This is a genomic window from Pseudomonas sp. COW5 (assembly GCF_026240005.1).
GTDB classification, from domain to species: Bacteria; Pseudomonadota; Gammaproteobacteria; order Pseudomonadales; family Pseudomonadaceae; genus Aquipseudomonas; species Aquipseudomonas kribbensis.
Genome location: NZ_JAPHVP010000001.1, coordinates 3,526,878 through 3,546,244 on the forward strand (window position 1 = coordinate 3,526,878; position 19,367 = coordinate 3,546,244).

Annotated in this window: 17 protein-coding genes, 1 tRNA gene and 1 pseudogene; 14 read left to right on the forward strand and 5 right to left on the reverse strand. The window is 54.0% G+C overall.

Annotated elements, in window-relative coordinates:
- Positions 1-801 precede the first annotated feature (801 nt).
- From OQ248_RS16175 to OQ248_RS16185, 3 genes are read left to right on the forward strand one after another with little or no spacing between them, the layout of a single operon-like run.
- On the forward strand, positions 802-3,780 hold the full coding sequence (locus tag OQ248_RS16175; protein ID WP_265813313.1) for a hypothetical protein: 2,979 nt from the start codon (positions 802-804) through the stop codon (positions 3,778-3,780).
- Positions 3,780-4,229, forward strand: a complete 450-nt coding sequence (locus tag OQ248_RS16180) for a hypothetical protein (RefSeq protein WP_265813314.1) — start codon at positions 3,780-3,782, stop codon at positions 4,227-4,229. Before OQ248_RS16175 ends, OQ248_RS16180 begins: the two co-directional genes overlap by 1 nt.
- A complete protein-coding gene (locus OQ248_RS16185; protein ID WP_265813315.1) occupies positions 4,226-5,380 on the forward strand; it encodes a hypothetical protein in 1,155 nt (384 codons plus the stop codon). The genes OQ248_RS16180 and OQ248_RS16185 overlap by 4 nt, the downstream gene beginning before the upstream one ends.
- 142 nt (positions 5,381-5,522) lie before the next feature.
- Here OQ248_RS16185 and OQ248_RS16190 read toward each other — a convergent pair whose 3' ends face one another.
- The 4 genes and pseudogenes from OQ248_RS16190 to OQ248_RS16205 form a co-directional block, all read right to left on the reverse strand.
- Entirely contained in the window at positions 5,523-5,888 is a 366-nt protein-coding gene (locus OQ248_RS16190; protein ID WP_265815101.1) for a histone-like nucleoid-structuring protein, MvaT/MvaU family, read from the reverse strand.
- Positions 5,889-6,201: 313 nt separating this feature from the next.
- Positions 6,202-7,044 (reverse strand): chromosome segregation protein SMC, encoded by an 843-nt coding sequence (locus OQ248_RS16195; RefSeq protein WP_265815102.1) that lies wholly within the window; start codon positions 7,042-7,044, stop codon positions 6,202-6,204.
- Positions 7,045-7,263: 219 nt separating this feature from the next.
- Positions 7,264-7,666: pseudogene (locus tag OQ248_RS16200) on the reverse strand (DNA/RNA helicase, superfamily II protein); the annotation flags it as partial.
- A gap of 350 nt (positions 7,667-8,016) precedes the next feature.
- Positions 8,017-8,101 (reverse strand) — tRNA-Leu (locus OQ248_RS16205).
- 108 nt (positions 8,102-8,209) lie between these two features.
- Here OQ248_RS16205 and queA point away from each other — a divergent pair.
- From queA to OQ248_RS16235, 6 genes are all read left to right on the forward strand, one after another.
- The gene (gene queA / locus OQ248_RS16210) at positions 8,210-9,274 is read left to right on the forward strand and encodes a tRNA preQ1(34) S-adenosylmethionine ribosyltransferase-isomerase QueA (protein WP_265813316.1); all 1,065 of its coding nucleotides are present in this window, start codon (positions 8,210-8,212) and stop codon (positions 9,272-9,274) included.
- A gap of 14 nt (positions 9,275-9,288) precedes the next feature.
- Positions 9,289-10,404, forward strand: coding sequence for a tRNA guanosine(34) transglycosylase Tgt (tgt, locus tag OQ248_RS16215; RefSeq protein ID WP_162803510.1), 1,116 nt, complete (start codon positions 9,289-9,291; stop codon positions 10,402-10,404).
- A gap of 43 nt (positions 10,405-10,447) precedes the next feature.
- A complete protein-coding gene (gene yajC, locus OQ248_RS16220) occupies positions 10,448-10,783 on the forward strand; it encodes a preprotein translocase subunit YajC (protein ID WP_065257675.1) in 336 nt (111 codons plus the stop codon).
- Between the two features lie 64 nt (positions 10,784-10,847).
- Positions 10,848-12,716, forward strand: coding sequence for a protein translocase subunit SecD (secD, locus tag OQ248_RS16225; protein WP_248742673.1), 1,869 nt, complete (start codon positions 10,848-10,850; stop codon positions 12,714-12,716).
- A 9-nt stretch (positions 12,717-12,725) separates the two neighbouring features.
- The gene (gene secF, locus OQ248_RS16230; RefSeq protein ID WP_085709391.1) at positions 12,726-13,640 is read left to right on the forward strand and encodes a protein translocase subunit SecF; all 915 of its coding nucleotides are present in this window, start codon (positions 12,726-12,728) and stop codon (positions 13,638-13,640) included.
- 121 nt (positions 13,641-13,761) lie between these two features.
- Positions 13,762-14,310, forward strand: coding sequence for a glycine zipper 2TM domain-containing protein (locus OQ248_RS16235; RefSeq protein ID WP_085709392.1), 549 nt, complete (start codon positions 13,762-13,764; stop codon positions 14,308-14,310).
- 115 nt (positions 14,311-14,425) lie between these two features.
- Here the strand turns inward: OQ248_RS16235 and suhB are convergent, their stop codons facing one another.
- Positions 14,426-15,244, reverse strand: a complete 819-nt coding sequence (suhB, locus tag OQ248_RS16240) for an inositol-phosphate phosphatase (protein ID WP_085709393.1) — start codon at positions 15,242-15,244, stop codon at positions 14,426-14,428.
- A 145-nt stretch (positions 15,245-15,389) separates the two neighbouring features.
- On the opposite strand from suhB, the gene trmJ reads away from it, so the two are divergent.
- From trmJ to iscU, 5 genes are all read left to right on the forward strand, one after another.
- Positions 15,390-16,160 carry a tRNA (cytosine(32)/uridine(32)-2'-O)-methyltransferase TrmJ gene (trmJ, locus tag OQ248_RS16245; protein ID WP_007956692.1) on the forward strand — a complete coding sequence of 257 codons (771 nt, stop codon included), beginning with the start codon at positions 15,390-15,392 and terminating at the stop codon, positions 16,158-16,160.
- 2 nt (positions 16,161-16,162) lie between these two features.
- A complete protein-coding gene (cysE, locus tag OQ248_RS16250) occupies positions 16,163-16,939 on the forward strand; it encodes a serine O-acetyltransferase (protein ID WP_085709395.1) in 777 nt (258 codons plus the stop codon).
- A gap of 168 nt (positions 16,940-17,107) precedes the next feature.
- A complete protein-coding gene (gene iscR, locus OQ248_RS16255) occupies positions 17,108-17,599 on the forward strand; it encodes a Fe-S cluster assembly transcriptional regulator IscR (protein ID WP_007956690.1) in 492 nt (163 codons plus the stop codon).
- Between the two features lie 50 nt (positions 17,600-17,649).
- Positions 17,650-18,864, forward strand: coding sequence for an IscS subfamily cysteine desulfurase (locus OQ248_RS16260; protein WP_085709396.1), 1,215 nt, complete (start codon positions 17,650-17,652; stop codon positions 18,862-18,864).
- Between the two features lie 101 nt (positions 18,865-18,965).
- Positions 18,966-19,352, forward strand: coding sequence for a Fe-S cluster assembly scaffold IscU (gene iscU, locus OQ248_RS16265; RefSeq protein WP_064589074.1), 387 nt, complete (start codon positions 18,966-18,968; stop codon positions 19,350-19,352).
- Positions 19,353-19,367: the final 15 nt, after the last annotated feature.

The following is a 19,367-nucleotide window of genomic DNA, read 5'->3' on the forward strand; positions in this document are numbered from 1 at the left end:
GGGGTCGGAAACCCGCGGGGTTTCGTTAGTGGGAGGGCTCAAGAGTTACTGAAATTTCAGTCATTGAAATTGAAAGAAACACGTCGAAAAACAACCACCATTACCGTATCGGTAATGGTCACCTCAGATAGTCCATTCCATAGGGCAAATGCACAGGTGAACCGGCAGTTTACCTGTTCACTAAGCTGGGAGTTCTCCCGCTAACAAGGTCCTGCGGGTTTCCGACCCCGTGTGCGGTGGAAACCCTAGGGACCCCGGCGCCTATTGGAGGCTGCGCCTTTTCTTCGCTGGAGGAGATAATGCTTCCGGGGAGCTGGGGAATGACTCATATAAAAAAGCGTGTTACGTAGGTTACCTGTGTAACGGGTGTCGCTAAGCCGCTGTATTTATTGAGTATTTTTACGGTAACACGGATCTTTTAAGTCGCTAGGGACATGTGTTACTGGCTCATTTGGTGTAACAAGCTGCTTCCTTGGAGCCCATCAATTTCCTGGCAGGCTTATACAATTCGGCTAACGTCTAATTTATATCTGTTACAACATAACTTAAATGATTGTCTGTCGTGCCGGCTGTCGCCTGTGACCATCTTCGTTGAATTAACAAAAAATAGGTTGAAATACGAAATCTCGGGCGGTTATTGTCCCGCTAGGAAACTGGATTCGACAATATAATTAGGTATTGGGAAGTGATGCAGAGGGTCACCCAGCCGATCTAGTGTTTAGGGGGGGAGAAGACTTAAACGTCGAAGCCTTCAGGTGATACGGTTTGTAAGTAGAATTATAAACGCAGGAGCGGAAATTTATGTCTCGAAAGCTTAGGTTCTCTAATTCGGGTCGGTCGCCTCAGGTCCATCGATTAATTTCAAGTGTCGGATCTCTGAAAAAAAGAAATCTCGTACGCGGCTATATTTCTCAGGAATTGAAAAGTCGAGCTGAGATTGATGCTGTACGTAAAGCTAATACTGCCAACGATATGATGGTTATTGGGGCTCTTCTTAAGGGTAGGGACGGTCTTTTAGGTGACAATGGAAAAAAAACGAGCGCGGATCTCTTTAGATTTACAAGATTTTCTGCCGTGGACTGGAAAGACGAAATAAGGTACACCGCCGGGTATGTAAATGCGATGGTTCTAGAGTCATTGGAGGCATTGAAACTAATGCTTCCACTAGGGCGGGTAGAACTTCTTGATACGGACGAAGCGCTAGAAATTATCCATCAGCTAAGTATAGCTCATGGCGCTTCTAACTATTTATCTTATAAGTTGGCGTACCTGAGAAGTACTAGGAAGTTCTCTCCTCCTCAATTAGCAAAAATAAGTGCAATTGAAGAAGAGATCGGTCATCGCGAGAAGCCAGGATTTCATTTTAGCGCGCTCGAGAATTTAAGTCCGAGAATATCTTTGTTCTTAATTGCCCAGAGAAGAGTGAGCGGGCTTGTAGGGAAAGTTGATGGGGATATCAGAAAGTCCTATTCATTAAGTAATTTTATTCCCACGCCGTTGAATAGCAGCGACTTGTCGGGTTTTTTGCTGCGAGCTACAGAGTCATCATTAATTGACACGCTTCTCGCTATTATGATTTTGTTGAATCTTGAAAGTGAGTTCTTGCCGCAAGTAGCTGAATTAAGAAGGCGGTTGCTACCAGACGTGTTGGGCGGTATCAATATATTAATCGCAGATGCTTGTAGCGGTGATGATGATTTGCTTGTCACTTCGCATTACGCGCTTAAGCATGAAGGAGGTTCTGAAAGTACATTAGATTTATACAGGGTTTCGGCTGCTTTCTTAGAGCGTACTCATTTGACAAAGTTTAGAAATAAGCTGGATCGTGTTATTAGCGCTAGATTGTTAAGTGAGATTGTAAGCAGTAGGGAAGATACTTTAGATGGTTCGGATTTTGATAAAGGTATTTTGCTTCAAGCGGATGGTGCCTTTATAAGTTCAATTCCTAATGTCAGGATGGATTCATTTTATCGTACTTTTCTTTTTATGAATTTCATAGCTCAACGAGTTAATTTGTTGGCGTTAAATGAATATGATATAAAGTACATTTTTGAGAATACTTCCGGATTGGAAAGTCTTTTGACCGAATCGGAAATGCGTTCTATATATGGTATTGCTCCAGAGGGAAGCCAAAATATTATTGCAGTGTTGTCCTTGGCACTGTTTCGCAAGAAATCAATTGATCCTGATGTCGATTTTGAGTTTCGCACGGATTTTATATCCTACGTAAAATCCTATTATGACGGATCAATAATAAATTTTATTGATGATTTGCTGGGTGACTCTCCACAGATAGCAAGTTATATTGTTGAGTCTCTGGATGAGGTAACTCTTGAGAAAATGTATGAGGTAGTAACAAATGCCTCCCAGGCAGCTGAAATTAGGCGTGACATTTTAACTCTTCTTGGGAAAAAGCTTAATAGAATTGAATACCTGATCGAAGCGGATGCTATTGAGACTAGGTCTAAGCTATCAACATTGCAGAAATATTTTGATAACAGTCGAATGTATGTTGATAGTGTGGCTATGAGTAAGTGGCTTGATGGAAATCCCTCAGTATCCACGGAGCAGTTCCGTACATTGTATCCGAGCATCCAAGCTACGGTTAGGACTGTTGAGTATGAGGAAGGGGAAAGCAAGGATGTATATTTCATAACGCTGAATGACCAAAGCGAGCATCTTATTTCTCAGATAGCCAAGGATGCGTTTGAACAATTTTGTTTGAATACAGAGTTCGGTATTGAATCCTATCTTGGTCGGCGCATTAGACATAATACACTGGACGGGGTTACAACGGAAACAGTGGATGCGGTATTAAATAAACAGGAATACCGAATGCTGATGACTAGTCCTGGAATGAAGAGGACTGTTAGTGCATGGATGGCGCAATATAAAGAAATTGTAGACAAGTTAAGGCGAGAGCATCTTCAGTTTAAGTCTCCTACGTCATTGTTTAATGCGAATATGAATCTGGAGGATTCAGCAACGAGAGAAAATATAAGGATACTCTCTAGCAGCTTACGCGCTACAGGAAGCCAATTACTGAATGATCTCGTAGTTTCTTTTTGTTGGAAGCAAATTTCGCCTCAGCTTGAAAATGCTGCAAGATTTATAAAAACAGAACTGCTGCAGGAGGCTACAAGCAGCATTGGTAAGCACTTTTCCGGAACGTTTGGCAGTATGGAAGAGCAATTTAAAATAGAACTGCACGAGGCGGTAAGTGGTGTGTTCAAAAAAGTAGCGGATTGGTTCAGGGTTCCTCAAACTGGATTTATCTCCGCTTCTGTTCGTGAACTGTGTGGGGTTATTCTTTTTGATCTAAATCGGCAAAAAGTTGTGGAATATTCAGGTGATGGTTTAGAGAATAAGTATACGGGGATAAGTGTGCACAGGCTGTATGACTGTATAGCTGTTCTCTTGCAAAACGCGGTGATCCATGGAGAGGATGGTGCTCCTGTTGTAGTTAATGTGTCGGCCACTAAAGCTGATAGTAATGATATTTTAGATATAGTTTCAGTTGATATCGCCTCGACGGTTGATCCAAGTGAATACCAAATATCAAAAGATCGTATAAATAAAGCTATTCGCTCCGAAGAAAACGGAATTGATATGGTCACCGAAGGTTATACAGGGATTAAAAAAGTAAAATTTATAACGCGAAAAAGCGAGTCGAAACATACAGTGAGATGCGTTGAGAATGATCAGCGTAGAGAGTTGAAGTTAGGCTTTACATTGCATTCTGAAACCGTAAGTGATGATTCTGCTGTCGGAGTGGTGTAATGAATATATTACTGGTGGAGGATGAGGTTCATAAACGTGATGAAATAAATGGGTGCGTTAACGAAGTTTTCGGTTTTTTACCAGATATAGTTGATAGCGTGAATAGCGCGGTTCTTAAAGTAAAGGCCGTGGATTATGATTTGATAATATTGGACATGGCGCTGTCAACATTTGGGGAGAGCTCAGGTGATAATAAAAAAGGGCATGACCAAGCGCAGGGAGGTGTTGAAGTGTTGCGTGCTTTGAAAGCGTATAAGAAGACGGCTGATATTTTAATTGTTACTCAGTATCCTGATTTCTTTATCGCCGGCGTGAAGGTCAAGTTAAAGAATTCAATGGGAGTTATAAAGAGCAAGTATAGTCAAAATGTAATAGGTGCAATTCTTTATACCTATAAATCTAAACCGACTTTGCAGAAGATTACGTCAATTTTGAGGTTGAAGAAATGAAGGTTCTGATTATTGAAGATGATGATGCAAAGTACAATAATATTGAAGGTCACTTGCTGGAAAAAGGTGTTTCTGTAAGTGATGTTGTTCGAGCGAAGAATATGAGCGACTTCGCTGGGAGTCTGAGTTCTGAAGAAGTTGGGTTGTTTATAATAGATTTTAAAGTTCCAAGTTTTGATGATGGTACTGCAATTGCAAATGGTAAAGCTATTCTTGAGGCTATTGTTAAGGCTGGAAAAAATGATGCCTTGCTGTTAGCTATTAGTTCTTATCCAGATGATTTTTCGGAGCTTCGAGCTGAGTTTGAAGCTCGAGGATGTATTTTAGCTGACTATAAAAATGTGGCTGGATGGAAGTCTACACTCAATCATTTGCTTGTTCAGCTTAAGAAGAATATTCGAATGGATTTTCTGATTTTCTGTGCTCTGCATGATGAGAGAAAGCCGTATGTAGTATTGGTTGACGGAAAACCGGTAAGCAGAGGTGGTGTAAGTTGCTGGGATTTTGAAATTGAAGGTAAGAAGGGGTCTATTATTCTACTTCCGCAAATGGGATTGGTTAATGCTGCAATACTGGCTGCTACATGTATAGATCGATATAAACCTAAATTGGTCGGCATGAGTGGTATATGTGGAGGGTTCAGTAAGCATGCTGAATTAGGACAGCTCCTCGTTTCAAGAATGGCTTATGAGTACCAAAGTGGTAAGTGGTCTACTGATGGTTTTCAGAATGAGCCATATCAGGTGCAAACTGAACCGAGTTTTGTGACGCTTATACAGCAAATTCTTGATGACGAAAATCTGATAGTGGAGCTTGAGAACGGGCATCGAGGTAGTAGACCTATGAAACCATCCAATCCAAAACTGGGTTTCTTTACAAGTGGGTCGGCGGTGATTGCTGATAAGACGTATTTGGATCAGATTGAGAAAACTCACAGAAAAGTTAGTGGGCTTGATATGGAAGTTTTTGCCGTGCAAAGAGCGGCTGAATTATCGGTAAGTAAGCCGGTATGCTTGTGTGCGAAGACGGTTGTAGATTTGTGTGATGACGATAAGAATGATGATATTCATGATTATGGATCATATGTTTCCGCGAAGTTTTTGTTGAAAGCAATTCAAAGCTATTTTAAGAGTGAGCATGAAGCTTGTTGATCGTTTGACGCTTATGGTCGCGCTTGTCAATTTGTATTTTTAGAAGGAATAACATAATTGTATGTCGTCAGTATCGGTTTTGCCTGACTCATTAGGTTCTACTCATTAAACAAAAGGCCTCTATGAGGCCCTTTGTTAATTTTTACTGGTTTAGCCAGCTCTCGACAACGTCGGCACCGTGTTGTTTTTTCCACTCTTTCAGTGCTTTATAGTTGCCTCCTTTCGTCTCGATTACTTCGCCGGTATGCGGGTTCTTGTAGACCTTCAGTTCACGAGGTTTGCGCTTGTTAGGAGCTGCCAGGGGCGTTGAAGAGCGCTTCGTGCTCTGTGGGTCCAGAATGTTGATGATGTGCTTGAGGCTGAAGCCGTATTGGTTGAGCAACTCGCGCAGCTTGGTTTCGAACTCGATCTCTTTTTTCAACGCGCCATCGCTCTTCAGCGCTTCCAGCGCCTGCATCTGCTCAGCCAGATGTTTTTCTAGCTGACGGTATTCGGAAAGTTTGGATATTTTTTTTCCTATGTTTGTTTGATGACAGTTTGAATGTTCGTGCGGCTCACAAGTTCAGCGCTATTCTGGCAGTTTCAGATACTCTTGGATGCTAATGATCTCGGCCTTGATCAATTTTACGGTGAGAATCTCCACTTTCGTTTTTATGCGGGGCTTGTCCACGAATTCCAGCATTTCCTTTAAGGACACTATTCGTGCTTTCAGTAGGTCTTTCCAGTTGGGATAATTTCTGAGGTCTATTTGGATGATCATTTTTTAGCCTGTGGAGGTTTAAACAGCCTACCTGCGTAGGCTGTTTCGGTGGCTCAGCGGCTTACAGTGAAAGGATGTCTTGCACACTGTACTGGCCGGATCGATCCAACAGCTCGCGCCAGTTCCAGCTGTGGAAGTCTTCACCTTCTTGTGGAAGAACCAGCTTCATCAGGCTGAGGTGTTCACCCCCCAGCATGCCTTGCACATTCCACAGCTTGCCGCCCAGATCCATCAGCGCTTGCGCTTGTTCGTTCCACCGTTCCTCTAACACTGTCCGGGCCAGCGACATGGCTTTTCTCTGGATGGTTTGATATTCCCTTTGCGCCTCGGCAATGTGCTGATCGACGATGGCCCGCTCCTGTTCCAGCGCAGTGATGATCAGTTGTTGACGACGATTGTGTTCGGTCGCCGTCGTGAGGTTTTTCGCGGCCTTCTGTGCGTCGGCATTGGCGTTCTTTTCGCCCTCGGTATCGCCCCAGGCCACAGCCTGTGCGTAGGCGGTGGCGGCATCGGTTTCGGCTTGCCGGGCCTTGGTCATGTCCTCTTCCGCTTGCTGCTGGATCTGCGCCAAGCGAGTGCTGAGGCTGTCGCGCTTTTCGTTGAGTTCTTGCTCGTCGGCTTTCCAGTTCGCCATCGACTCGGTGTAACCCGCCATCAGGGTTTCATGAATGAGCAGTTTCTCGCGGCGAGTGATCTTCGCATCGAGCAGCCAGGCACGGTGCTTACTGGCGTCGTAAGGAACTTTCAGGCTGCTGTGCTCCTTGCGGATTTCGGTTAGCCGTTCCTCCTCGATGACTTCGTCGCCTTCCAATAGCGCCTCCAACGGCGCGATCTTGGTGTGGTGCTGTTCAGCGTCGTTCAGGTGTTTATCGCGTTGTGCGGTCAGTTGGTTGATCTCATCGATCAACCGTTGCTTCTTGTCGCAATGACCGGTCGCGGCAGTGCTGTCCGAAACCGGCTGTGCTAGCTCGGCGGTCTCGCGGCCGGCCAGCAGTTCGTGTTGTTCGGTAGAAGCTTGGAATTCGTTCATCAGTCTTGTTCCTTCAAAAGTTGGATTTGGGTTGAATGAGCGGCTGGCGAGGCCGGGAATAAGCCGGCGCTACCTCGATCAGCGGACGTGCCTTCAGGCAGCCCGAGCCTCGCTCTCATCCGTTCCCAGAATCCTCTTCACGATGTAGCAGCGCTGGGCCCCAAGGCCGGGCAGGCGGGACCAAACTCGATGCCTTGCCATCGCTGGCCGGCTCCAACACGCCGCGCTGCAACAGCTCCTTGTTCACGGCGTTGATGTTCATGCCCCGGAAGATCTCGGAGCGCCATGCTTCGGGCAGCACGTAATAGGTGTTGGTGGTGTGCATGGTGTCGCCCATGCCGTGCTCCAGTGTCTTGCGAAAGCCGAGGCGGTCGATGGTGCGCGGGCCGTGTTCGTCAATTTTGGCCGCCGCCGATTCCCAGCAGGTGAAGCGGCTTTCGCCGAAGCGCTCGATGACTTGGCGGAGTCGCGCCAAGATCGCATCGCCCTCGAAGTTATTGGGTGGGGGCGAGGCGGGATAAGCCGGTCTCGGCAGCGAGGTTTGCGCTAGGGATTAATGGGCGCAAAAGGCATGTTGTTTTTTCGACTCTCGCATGTGGGTCTTTGTTGAACGGAATCGGAGAAACTCAACCTTGGCTACTTTGGAGGGGGGGGAGCCGGCTTGGTAATAATGGAAAGTCGAATGGGAGCTCAGCGAAATCTCCGAGATTGCTCGGAAAAATTGAAAGCGGAGTAGGAGGGGGGGGAAGTGCAAATTGAGTAGAGCGAAGGGGAAGAAAATACAACGTCGGCACTTTCCGGCAGGCGAAAAAAAAAGGCCTTGCAAAGCAAGACCTTTTCTAATTTTGGTGCCCCGAGGGAGACTCGAACTCCCACTCCTTTCGAAAACGGATTTTGAATCCGCCGCGTCTACCAATTCCGCCATCAGGGCTCAATGGCGGCGAAGTATAGAGAGGTGCCTACCGTTGGTCAATCACGTTTCATGGTCAATTTTCGATATTTCCGCTAGACTTTCCGGCCCTGCTAGACGAACCCCATCATGCGCGTTGCTGACTTTACCTTCGAGCTTCCTGATTCGCTGATCGCCCGCCACCCTTTGGCCGAGCGTCGCGGTAGTCGCCTGTTGACCCTGGATGGGGTCAGCGGCGCCCTGGCACACCGTCAATTTACTGATCTGCTTGAGCATTTGCGCCCGGGCGATCTGATGGTGTTCAACAATACCCGGGTGATTCCGGCGCGGCTGTTCGGGCAGAAAGCCTCCGGCGGCAAGCTGGAAATCCTCATCGAGCGGGTGCTCGATACGCACCGCGTGCTGGCCCATGTGCGTTCCAGCAAGTCGCCGAAACCGGGTTCGAAGATCCTTATCGACGGTGGTGGCGAGGCCGAGATGCTGGCGCGTCACGACGCGCTGTTCGAGCTGGGGTTCTCTGAGGAAGTGCTGCCGTTGCTCGACCGCGTCGGGCACATGCCGCTGCCTCCTTATATAGATCGCCCGGACGAAGGTTCGGATCGCGAGCGTTATCAGACCGTTTACGCCGAGAAGCTGGGCGCGGTGGCTGCACCGACCGCCGGGCTGCACTTCGACCAGACGCTGATGGAAGCGATTGCCGCCAAGGGCGTCGAGACTGCATTCGTCACCCTGCACGTTGGTGCCGGTACTTTCCAGCCGGTGCGGGTCGAGAAGATTGAAGACCACCACATGCACACCGAGTGGCTGGAAGTCGGCCAGGACGTGGTCGACGCAGTCGCCGCTTGCCGCGCACGCGGTGGTCGAGTGATCGCCGTGGGCACCACCAGCGTGCGTTCGCTGGAAAGCGCCGCCCGCGACGGCGTGCTCAAGCCGTTCAGCGGCGACACCGACATCTTTATCTACCCGGGCCGGCCGTTCCATGTGGTCGATGCCCTGGTGACCAATTTCCATTTGCCCGAATCCACGCTGTTGATGCTGGTTTCGGCATTTGCCGGTTACCCGGAAACCATGGCCGCCTATAAAGCCGCCGTGGACAACGGTTACCGCTTTTTCAGCTACGGTGATGCGATGTTCATCACCCGTAATCCCGCACCGACTGCCCCTGAACAGAAAGGCCCAGAGGAAACAGAATGAGTCGCGAATGTCGCATGTCCTTTGAACTCCTGGCCACCGATGGCAAGGCCCGTCGTGGTCGCCTGACCTTCCCCCGTGGCACCGTCGAGACCCCGGCCTTCATGCCGGTGGGCACTTACGGCACGGTCAAGGGCATGTTGCCGCGTGATATCGAGGCGATTGGCGCGGAAATCATTCTGGGCAACACCTTCCACCTGTGGCTGCGTCCGGGCACTGAAGTGATCAAGGCCCACGGCGACCTGCACGATTTCATGCAGTGGAAAGGCCCGATCCTGACCGACTCCGGCGGTTTCCAGGTGTTCAGCCTCGGCGCCATGCGCAAGATCAAGGAAGAGGGCGTGACCTTCGCCTCTCCGGTTGACGGCTCGAAAGTGTTCATGGGCCCGGAAGAGTCAATGCAGGTCCAGCGCGACCTGGGCTCGGACATCGTGATGATTTTCGACGAATGCACCCCGTACCCGGCTGACGAAGACGTCGCCCGCGTGTCCATGGAGCTGTCGCTGCGCTGGGCCCAGCGTTCGAAGAATGCCCATGGCGACAACACGGCGGCGCTGTTCGGCATCGTTCAGGGTGGCATGCACCAGGACCTGCGTATGCGTTCGCTGGAAGGCCTGGACAAGATCGGCTTCGACGGCCTGGCCATCGGCGGTCTGTCGGTGGGCGAACCGAAGCACGAAATGATCAAGGTGCTCGATTACCTGCCGGGCATGATGCCGGCTGACAAACCTCGTTACCTTATGGGCGTTGGCAAACCGGAAGATCTGGTTGAGGGTGTGCGCCGCGGTGTGGACATGTTCGATTGCGTGATGCCAACCCGTAATGCCCGCAACGGGCATCTGTTCATTGATACAGGCGTGCTGAAGATCCGTAACGCGTTCCATCGCCATGATGATTCGCCGCTGGATCCGACCTGCGATTGCTATACCTGCCAGAACTTCTCCCGCGCTTATCTGCATCACCTGGACAAGTGCGGCGAAATGCTGGGAAGCATGCTCAATACCATCCATAACTTGCGCCATTATCAGGTGCTGATGGCTGGTTTGCGCGAGGCTATTCAACAGGGTACATTGGCCGCCTTTGTCGATGCCTTCTACGCCAAACGCGGGCTCCCCGTTCCGCCTTTGGACTGAGTTTTCTGACCCCAAGATTCAACATTTGCAACTGGAGTGCTAAATGAGCTTTTTTATCTCTAACGCCATGGCTGACGCGGCTGCACCGGCTGCAGCGCCTATGGGCGGCGGCTTCGAGTGGATTTTCCTGGTCGGCTTCCTGGTCATCTTCTACCTGATGATCTGGCGTCCACAGGCCAAGCGCGCCAAAGAGCAGAAGAACCTGCTGAACAGCCTGCAGAAGGGCGACGAAGTGGTCACCACCGGCGGCATCGCCGGCAAGATCACCAAAGTGGCCGATGACTTCGTGGTTCTGGAAGTTTCCGACACCGTGGAAATGAAGTTCCAGAAGGGCGCCATCGCCGCCACGCTGCCAAAAGGCACGCTGAAAGCGATCTAAGGGCAACAACTTCTACTCAATCGACGGGGCGCGCAAGGCGCCCCGCGTCATAACGGGCGGCGTGATGCTGAACAAATATCCTCTGTGGAAATACATTCTGATCCTGGCGGTGCTGGCGATCGGTCTGATTTATTCCGCTCCGAATCTATACCCCGATGACCCGGCCATCCAGATCAGCGGCGCCAGCACGGCCCTGCAGGTCAACCAGGCCGACCTGGACCGCGTGAGCACCGCGCTGCGTGAATCCGGGATCAACGTCAAGGCGTCGAGCCTGGCAGCCAACGGCAAGGGCGGTCTGATCCGTCTGACCAAGGCTGAAGACCAGTTGCCGGCCAAAGACGTTGTGCGCAAGGCATTGGGTGATGACTACGTCGTCGCGCTGAACCTGGCACAGACCACTCCGCAATGGCTGCGCAACATGGCTGCGCACCCGATGAAGCTGGGTCTGGACTTGTCCGGTGGTGTGCACTTCCTGCTGGAAGTGGACATGGACAAAGCCCTCGACGCACGCCTGAAAGTCTACGAAGGCGACGTCAAGAGCCTGCTGCGCAAAGAGAAGCTGCGCTATCGCAGCCTGCCGCAGCTCAATGGCGCCATTCAGCTGGGCTTCAGCGATGCTGATTCCCGCGAACAGGCCCGTGCGCTGATCCGCAAGAACTTCAACGATTTCGACATTGTTCCGGCCGACCTCAACGGTCAACCGGTACTGCGTCTGGCGATGACCCCGGCCAAGCTGGCGGAAATCCGTGAATACTCCATCAAGCAGAACCTGACCACGGTACGCAACCGCGTCAACGAGCTGGGTGTTGCCGAACCGATCGTCCAGCGTCAGGGCGCCAACCGCATAGTGGTTGAGCTGCCGGGCGTGCAGGACACTGCCGAAGCCAAGCGTATCCTCGGCAAGACTGCCAACCTGGAATTCCGTCTGGCCGCCGAACCTGGCGCTTCGAAAGCCACTTCCGAGACTTTCGAGTTCCGCGAAGGCAAGCGTCCTCCTGCGCAGATCGAGCGTAGCCTGATCATCACCGGTGACCAGGTGACCGATGCCAAGGCCGGTTTCGGCGAGCACGGCACACCTGAAGTGAACATCCGTCTGGATGGTCACGGTGGCGAACTGATGAGCCGCGCGACCCGCAGCAACGTCGGTCGCAGCATGGCGGTGATCTTCATCGAACAGCGCCCGGTGACCACCTACGTCAAGCAGATGGTCGACGGCGTCGAGAAAGACGTTGCCGTGCAGACCTTCAAGGAAGAGAAGAAGATCATCAGCCTGGCGACCATTCAGTCGCCGCTGGGTGCGCAATTCCGTATCACCGGCCTGAACGGCCAGGGCGAGTCGTCCGAGCTGGCGCTGCTGCTGCGTGCCGGTGGTCTGGCGGCTCCGATGTACTTCGCTGAAGAACGTACCATCGGCCCGAGCCTGGGTGCGGACAACATCACCAAGGGTATCGATGCATCGCTGTGGGGCATGCTGTTCGTCTCGCTGTTCATCATCGCCATCTACCGCTTCTTCGGCCTGATCGCCACCGTCGCGCTGGCGGTGAACATGGTGCTGCTGCTGGCGCTGATGTCGCTGCTGGGTGCAACCCTGACCCTGCCGGGTATAGCCGGTATCGTGTTGACCATGGGTATGGCGGTCGACGCCAACGTGCTGATCTTCTCGCGGATTCGTGAAGAGATCGCCGCCGGCATGACCGTGCAGCGTGCAATCAACGAAGGCTTCGGCCGGGCATTCACCGCGATTCTCGACGCCAACCTGACCACCTTGCTGGTCGGCGGCATCCTCTTCGCCATGGGCACCGGCCCGGTGAAGGGTTTCGCAGTGACCATGTCCCTCGGGATCTTTACCTCGATGTTCACGGCCATCATGGTGACCCGCGCGATGGTCAACCTGATCTTCGGCGGTCGTGACTTCAAGAAGTTGTGGATTTAAGGGGCTGCCATGTTACGTACAATCAACTTCATGGGCGTTCGCAACTTCGCGTTCGGCGTCACATTGTTCCTTACCGTGCTGGCCTTGTTCAGCGTGTTCCACAAGGGCATGAACTGGGGCCTGGACTTCACCGGCGGTACGCTCATCGAGCTGACCTACGAGCGTCCGGCCGACGTCACCAAGGTGCGTGAACAACTGGTTACCGCCGGTTATCACGAAGCGGTCGTGCAGAACTTCGGTGCGACCACCGACCTGCTGGTGCGCATGCCGGGTGAAGACCCGCAGCTGGGCCATCAGGTGGCGGAAGCGCTGCAGAAGGTCGGCGGTGAAAACCCGGCGACGGTCAAGCGCGTCGAGTTCGTCGGCCCGCAGGTCGGTGAAGAGCTGCGTGACCAGGGCGGCCTCGGCATGCTGCTGGCGCTCGGCGGCATCCTGATCTACCTGGCTTTCCGCTTTCAGTGGAAATTCGCGGTCGGTGCCATCGTTTCGCTGATTCACGACGTGATCGTGACCGTGGGTATCCTGTCGTTCTTCCAGATCACCTTCGACCTGACGGTGCTGGCGGCGGTACTGGCGATCATCGGTTACTCGCTGAACGACACCATCGTCGTGTTCGACCGGGTGCGTGAGAACTTCCGCGTGCTGCGCAAGGCTTCGCTGATCGAGAACATCAACATCTCGACCACGCAGACCCTGCTGCGCACCATGGCGACTTCGATCTCCACCTTGCTGGCGATCGCGGCACTGCTGTTCTTCGGTGGCGACAACCTGTTCGGCTTCTCCATCGCCCTGTTCATCGGTGTTTTGGCGGGTACCTACTCGTCGATCTACATCGCCAACGTGGTGCTGATCTGGCTGAACCTGTCTTCGGAAGACCTGATTCCGCCGGCCAATACCGAGAAGGAAGTCGACGACCGTCCATAACGGCCATCGCTTCCCCGGTTGTCAGTCAAAAAAAGGCGCGAGTTGAACTCGCGCCTTTTTTATTGCTCCAAGGCTGGGAGAAGCGCGGGCGCGTCCCGCATGTGATGGTCAGGAGGTTCATGTGAACAAGTCGTTGCTGGTTGGTGCGGTACTGGGTGCTGTCGGTGTGACTGCCGGGGGCGCTGTTGCCACCTACAGCCTGGTTAAAAGCGGCCCTGAGTATGCGCAGGTTCTGGCCGTTGAACCGGTCAAGACACAGATCAAGACGCCACGTGAAGTATGCAAGGATGTCGCTGTGACCCGGCAGGCGCCGGTCAAGGATCAACACCAGATTCTCGGTACCGCCATCGGTGCCGTGGCAGGTGGTTTGCTGGGTAACCAGATCGGCGGCGGCACCGGCAAGAAGATTGCCACGGTAGCTGGCGCGGTCGGTGGCGGTTATGCCGGCAACAAGGTGCAGGAAGGCATGCAGAATCGCGATACCTACACCACCACCCAGACTCGCTGTAATACGGTGAATGACATCAGCGACAAGGTCGTAGGTTATGACGTCCGCTACTCGCTGGACGGCAAGGAAGGCAAAGTGCGGATGGATCGTGATCCGGGCAACCAGATTCCGGTCGACAAGGAAGGCAAGCTGATCCTGTCGCAGGCGCAGCCTGGGCAATAAGCGGTTGTAGTAAAAAGAAGCACCCTTCGGGGTGCTTTTTTGTGCTCGGGAGTCAAGCAATGTGCAGGCATAAAAAAAGCACCCCGAAGGGTGCTTTTCTGGTTTCGCGAGAAGCTTAGCGCTTCAGCGAAGCCGGCAGGTGCGGCTGGATCGCCGTCAGAACTGCCTTGAAGCATTTGGTGTTGCCGGCAACGACGTGGCCTTTTTCAAGGAAGTCGTGACCGCCGGTGAAGTCGCTCACCAGGCCGCCTGCTTCCTGAATGAGCAGGGCGCCTGCGGCCATGTCCCATTCGGACAGGCCCGACTCCCAGAACGCGTCGAAACGACCGGCGGCCACGTAAGCCAGGTCCAGGCTCGCCGAACCGGCACGGCGGATGCCGGCAGTCTGGCCAACCAGGGCGCGGAACATGCCCAGGTAGTTGTCGAGGTTGTCCATCTGGTCGTCACGGAACGGGAAGCCGGTGCCGAGCAGAGCGCCATCCAGGCTGGTACGACCGCTGACACGCAGGCGACGACCGTTCAGTTGGGCGCCGCGACCACGGCTGGCGGTGAATTCTTCCTGGCGAACCGGATCCAGAACAACGGCGTGTTCCAGGCGACCACGGTATTTGCAGGCAATGCTGACAGCGAAGTGAGGAATGCCGCGCAGGAAGTTGGTGGTGCCGTCCAGCGGATCGATGATCCACAGGTATTCTTCGCCTTCGATGCCGCTGCCGGCGTGCATGCCGGTCTCTTCACCCATGATCGAGTGATTCGGGTAAGCCTTGCGCAGGGCGTCGATGATTTTCTGTTCGGCGGCGCGATCGACCTCGGATACGTAATCCTTGGCGTCTTTTTCGTCGACCTTGATGGTATCCAGGCGCTCGATGGAGCGGAAGATCAGTTCACTGGCGCTGCGGGCGGCGCGCAGCGCGATATTCAGCATGGGCTGCATGGATGTGTCACCTAAGGTTGTTAAAGAAAGCCGCGCATTCTATCAGAACTTTTCTTCAGGTGAAGGTCGCTGTTCGCTTTCATAGCTTAACGGTAGGCTGTTCTGTAAGATTTGCACCCCTTTCCCCAGTCCGAGAGCGCCCGCCGTGCTGCAAAACATTCGTGTCGTCCTGGTCAATACCAGCCACCCGGGAAACATCGGCGGGACCGCGCGCGCCATGAAAAACATGGGTTTGTCGCGGCTGGTGCTGGTCGATCCGCGAGTCTTTCCGCATCACGAAGCCGATGCCCGCGCCTCGGGTGCCGGTGACATCCTTGAAAACGCGCAAGTCGTCGCCACCTTGGAAGACGCCCTGGTCGGCTGCAATCTGGTGCTCGGCACCAGTGCCCGCGACCGCCGCATTCCCTGGCCGCTGCTGGATCCGCGCGAATGCGGGACCAAAGTGGTCGAGGAGGCCGGGCAGGGCGCAGAAATCGCGCTAGTGTTCGGCCGTGAAGATTCCGGCCTGACCAACGACGAGCTGCAGCGATGTCACTATCACGTGCACATCCCCTCCGATCCTGAATTCAGCTCGCTGAATCTCGGGGCGGCGGTGCAGGTGTTGAGTTATGAAGTGCGCATGGCCTGGCTGGCCGCTCAAGGGCAGCCGACCAAGATCGAGAAAGAAGAAGTGGCCTCCGTGAAAAGCGCCGAGCTGGCGACCATGGATGAGCTGGAGCGATTCTATGAGCACCTGGAACAGACCCTGGTGGCCATCGAATTCCTCGATCCGGAAAAGCCTCGGCACTTGATGGCGCGCCTGCGCCGGTTGTACGGACGCAGCTCGGTCAGCCGGGCGGAAATGAATATTTTGCGTGGCATCCTCACGGAAACCCAGAAAGCGGCCCGTGGCGAGCTCCTTAAGCGGAAGGATTAATGATGTTCGAGCGTTTGCGTGAAGATATCCAGAGCGTATTCCACCGAGACCCGGCGGCGCGTAACGCTTTTGAAGTCCTGACCTGCTACCCCGGCATGCATGCGATCTGGATTCATCGACTGGCCGGCATGCTCTGGCGCAATGATCTGAAATGGCTGGCGCGGCTGGTGTCGAACTTCGGTCGCTGGCTGACCGGTATCGAGATTCATCCGGGTGCCAAGGTCGGGCGGCGCTTTTTTATCGACCATGGCATGGGCATCGTCATTGGCGAAACCGCAGAAATCGGCGATGACGTCACCATCTATCAAGGCGTGACCCTTGGCGGCACAAGCTGGAACAAGGGCAAGCGTCATCCGACGCTCGGCGATGGCGTTGTAGTGGGGGCTGGGGCGAAGGTGCTCGGCCCGTTCACGGTTGGTGCTGGCGCCAAGGTCGGTTCCAATGCGGTGGTGACCAAGGAAGTGCCGCCGGGCGCCACTGTGGTGGGCATTCCGGGGCGGATCATTGTCAAGTCCGATGATGAAGCCGATGCCAAGCGCAAGGCGATGGCCGAAAAGATCGGTTTCGATGCCTATGGCGTGAGCGGTGACATGCCGGACCCGGTGGCGCGTGCCATTGGCCAATTGCTCGATCACCTGCAGGCGGTGGATGGCCGTCTGGAAGGGATGTGCGGGGCGCTGAAAGATCTGGGCAGCAATTACTGTGCGAAAGATCTGCCTGAGCTGCGCGAAGAAGACTTCGCCTGCGTCAAGGGCAAGGACGAATCCACGACGCACTGACGCTCTTGCAGGGCTGCTGCCGGCCGGTGTGCCATTAAGCCGCAGACCCTGCTATCATTCGCGCGCTCTTTTGCGGGTAAACCCGACTAAAGCACTAGGTCTTATAGTTGACTTAAATGCTCGGGAATTGCATACTCCCGCCCATTCCGAACTCCGTGGTAATTGTCCATGCGACTGACTACAAAAGGCCGATACGCCGTGACCGCCATGCTTGACCTGGCGTTGCACGCGCAGCACGGGCCCGTGTCCCTGGCCGATATCTCCGAGCGCCAAGGCATCTCCCTGTCCTATCTCGAACAGCTTTTCGCCAAGCTGCGCCGCAGCAACCTGGTTTCCAGTGTTCGCGGTCCGGGCGGTGGCTACCAGTTGTCCCGCGACATGCAGGGCATCCAGGTTGCCCAGGTGATCGATGCGGTGAACGAATCGGTCGATGCAACAAAATGCCAGGGCCAGGGCGATTGCCATTCCGGCGACACCTGCCTGACCCATCACCTGTGGTGCGACCTGAGCCTGCAGATTCACGAATTTCTCAGCGGTATCAGCTTGGCCGACCTCGTAACTCGCCGTGAGGTGCAGGAAGTGGCCCAGCGTCAGGATCAGCGTCGTTGCAATGGCAAGGCGCCGCGCCTGGACAAGATTGAAGCGTCCGCCGTCGAATGACAGCCAGAGAGCTAGCGGCACGCCAGCCAGCCTGATTTAGGAGATAGTCCATGAAATTGCCGATTTACCTTGATTACTCTGCGACCACCCCGGTCGATCCGCGCGTTGCGCAAAAGATGAGTGAATGCCTGCTGGTCGACGGAAACTTCGGTAACCCGGCGTCCCGCTCCCACGTGTTCGGCTGGAAGGCCGAAGAGTCCGTCGAAAACGCCCGTCGTCAGGTGGCCGATCTGGTCAATGCCGACCCGCGCGAAATCGTCTGGACCTCCGGTGCCACCGAGTCCGACAACCTGGCAATCAAGGGTGCGGCACATTTCTACGCCTCCAAGGGCAAGCACCTGATCACCTCCAAGATCGAGCACAAGGCTGTCCTCGACACCATGCGCCAACTGGAGCGTGAAGGTTTCGAAGTCACCTATCTCGAGCCGACCGAAGATGGCCTGATCACACCTGCCATGATCGAAGCCGCGCTGCGCGAAGACACCATCCTGGTGTCGGTGATGCACGTGAACAACGAAATCGGCACGGTCAATGACATCGCCGCCATCGGCGAGCTGACTCGTTCGAAAGGTATTCTGTTCCACGTCGACGCCGCTCAGTCCACTGGCAAGGTCGAAATCGACCTGCAGAAGCTGAAAGTCGACATGATGTCGTTCTCTGCCCACAAGACCTACGGTCCCAAAGGCATCGGCGCGCTGTACGTCAGCCGCAAGCCGCGTGTGCGCATCGAAGCGACCATGCACGGTGGCGGTCATGAGCGTGGCATGCGTTCCGGCACCCTGGCGACCCACCAGATCGTCGGCATGGGCGAAGCGTTCCGTGTAGCCAAGGAAGACATGGCTGCCGAAAACGTGCGCATCAAAGCGTTGAGCGATCGCTTCTACAAGCAGGTCGAGCATCTGGAAGAGCTGTACGTCAACGGCAGCCTGACCGCCCGGGTTCCGCACAACCTGAACCTGAGCTTCAACTACGTTGAAGGCGAGTCGCTGATCATGGCACTCAAGGATCTGGCGGTTTCATCCGGTTCGGCGTGCACCTCGGCGTCCCTGGAGCCTTCGTACGTACTGCGCGCCCTGGGCCGCAACGACGAACTGGCACACAGCTCGATCCGCTTCACCTTCGGCCGTTTCACCACCGAAGAAGAAATCGATTACGCCGCGCAGAAAGTCTGCGAGGCCGTTACCAAGCTGCGCGCTCTGTCGCCGCTGTGGGACATGTACAAAGACGGCGTCGATATCTCGAAGATCGAGTGGGCGGCACACTAAACATAGAAGCCGCCGGATACAGATCCTGTAGCGACGCGGCGGTTTGCGCAGCGCAGTTGCAGGGTCTCAAGAGCGGCCCTGATGAGTGAGGATTGAGAATCATGGCTTACAGCGAAAAGGTCATCGACCACTACGAAAACCCGCGTAACGTCGGCAAGATGGACGCGGAAGATCCAGATGTCGGCACCGGCATGGTCGGCGCTCCGGCGTGCGGCGACGTGATGCGTCTGCAGATCAAGGTCAACGACCAGGGCGTTATCGAAGACGCCAAGTTCAAGACCTACGGCTGCGGTTCGGCTATCGCTTCAAGCTCCCTCGCCACCGAGTGGATGAAGGGCAAGACCCTGGACGAAGCGGAAACCATCAAGAACACCCAGCTGGCCGAAGAACTGGCCCTGCCGCCAGTGAAAATCCACTGCTCGGTACTCGCTGAGGACGCCATCAAGGCGGCCGTTCGCGACTACAAGCAGAAGAAAGGCTTGATCTAAGCATTGGGCGACGAG

What these genes read in the sequence shown, in the direction of transcription:
- OQ248_RS16180 (WP_265813314.1), top strand. Translation starts at nt 3,780, where the DNA reads ATGAATATATTACTGGTGGAGGATGAGGTTCATAAACGTGATGAAATA.
- secD (WP_248742673.1), top strand. Translation starts at nt 10,848, where the DNA reads ATGCTGAACAAATATCCTCTGTGGAAATACATTCTGATCCTGGCGGTG.
- queA (WP_265813316.1), top strand. Translation starts at nt 8,210, where the DNA reads ATGCGCGTTGCTGACTTTACCTTCGAGCTTCCTGATTCGCTGATCGCC.
- yajC (WP_065257675.1), top strand. Translation starts at nt 10,448, where the DNA reads ATGAGCTTTTTTATCTCTAACGCCATGGCTGACGCGGCTGCACCGGCT.
- OQ248_RS16260 (WP_085709396.1), top strand. Translation starts at nt 17,650, where the DNA reads ATGAAATTGCCGATTTACCTTGATTACTCTGCGACCACCCCGGTCGAT.
- iscR (WP_007956690.1), top strand. Translation starts at nt 17,108, where the DNA reads ATGCGACTGACTACAAAAGGCCGATACGCCGTGACCGCCATGCTTGAC.
- OQ248_RS16175 (WP_265813313.1), top strand. Translation starts at nt 802, where the DNA reads ATGTCTCGAAAGCTTAGGTTCTCTAATTCGGGTCGGTCGCCTCAGGTC.
- cysE (WP_085709395.1), top strand. Translation starts at nt 16,163, where the DNA reads ATGTTCGAGCGTTTGCGTGAAGATATCCAGAGCGTATTCCACCGAGAC.
- OQ248_RS16185 (WP_265813315.1), top strand. Translation starts at nt 4,226, where the DNA reads ATGAAGGTTCTGATTATTGAAGATGATGATGCAAAGTACAATAATATT.
- suhB (WP_085709393.1), bottom strand. Translation starts at nt 15,244, where the DNA reads ATGCAGCCCATGCTGAATATCGCGCTGCGCGCCGCCCGCAGCGCCAGT.
- iscU (WP_064589074.1), top strand. Translation starts at nt 18,966, where the DNA reads ATGGCTTACAGCGAAAAGGTCATCGACCACTACGAAAACCCGCGTAAC.
- tgt (WP_162803510.1), top strand. Translation starts at nt 9,289, where the DNA reads ATGTCCTTTGAACTCCTGGCCACCGATGGCAAGGCCCGTCGTGGTCGC.
- secF (WP_085709391.1), top strand. Translation starts at nt 12,726, where the DNA reads ATGTTACGTACAATCAACTTCATGGGCGTTCGCAACTTCGCGTTCGGC.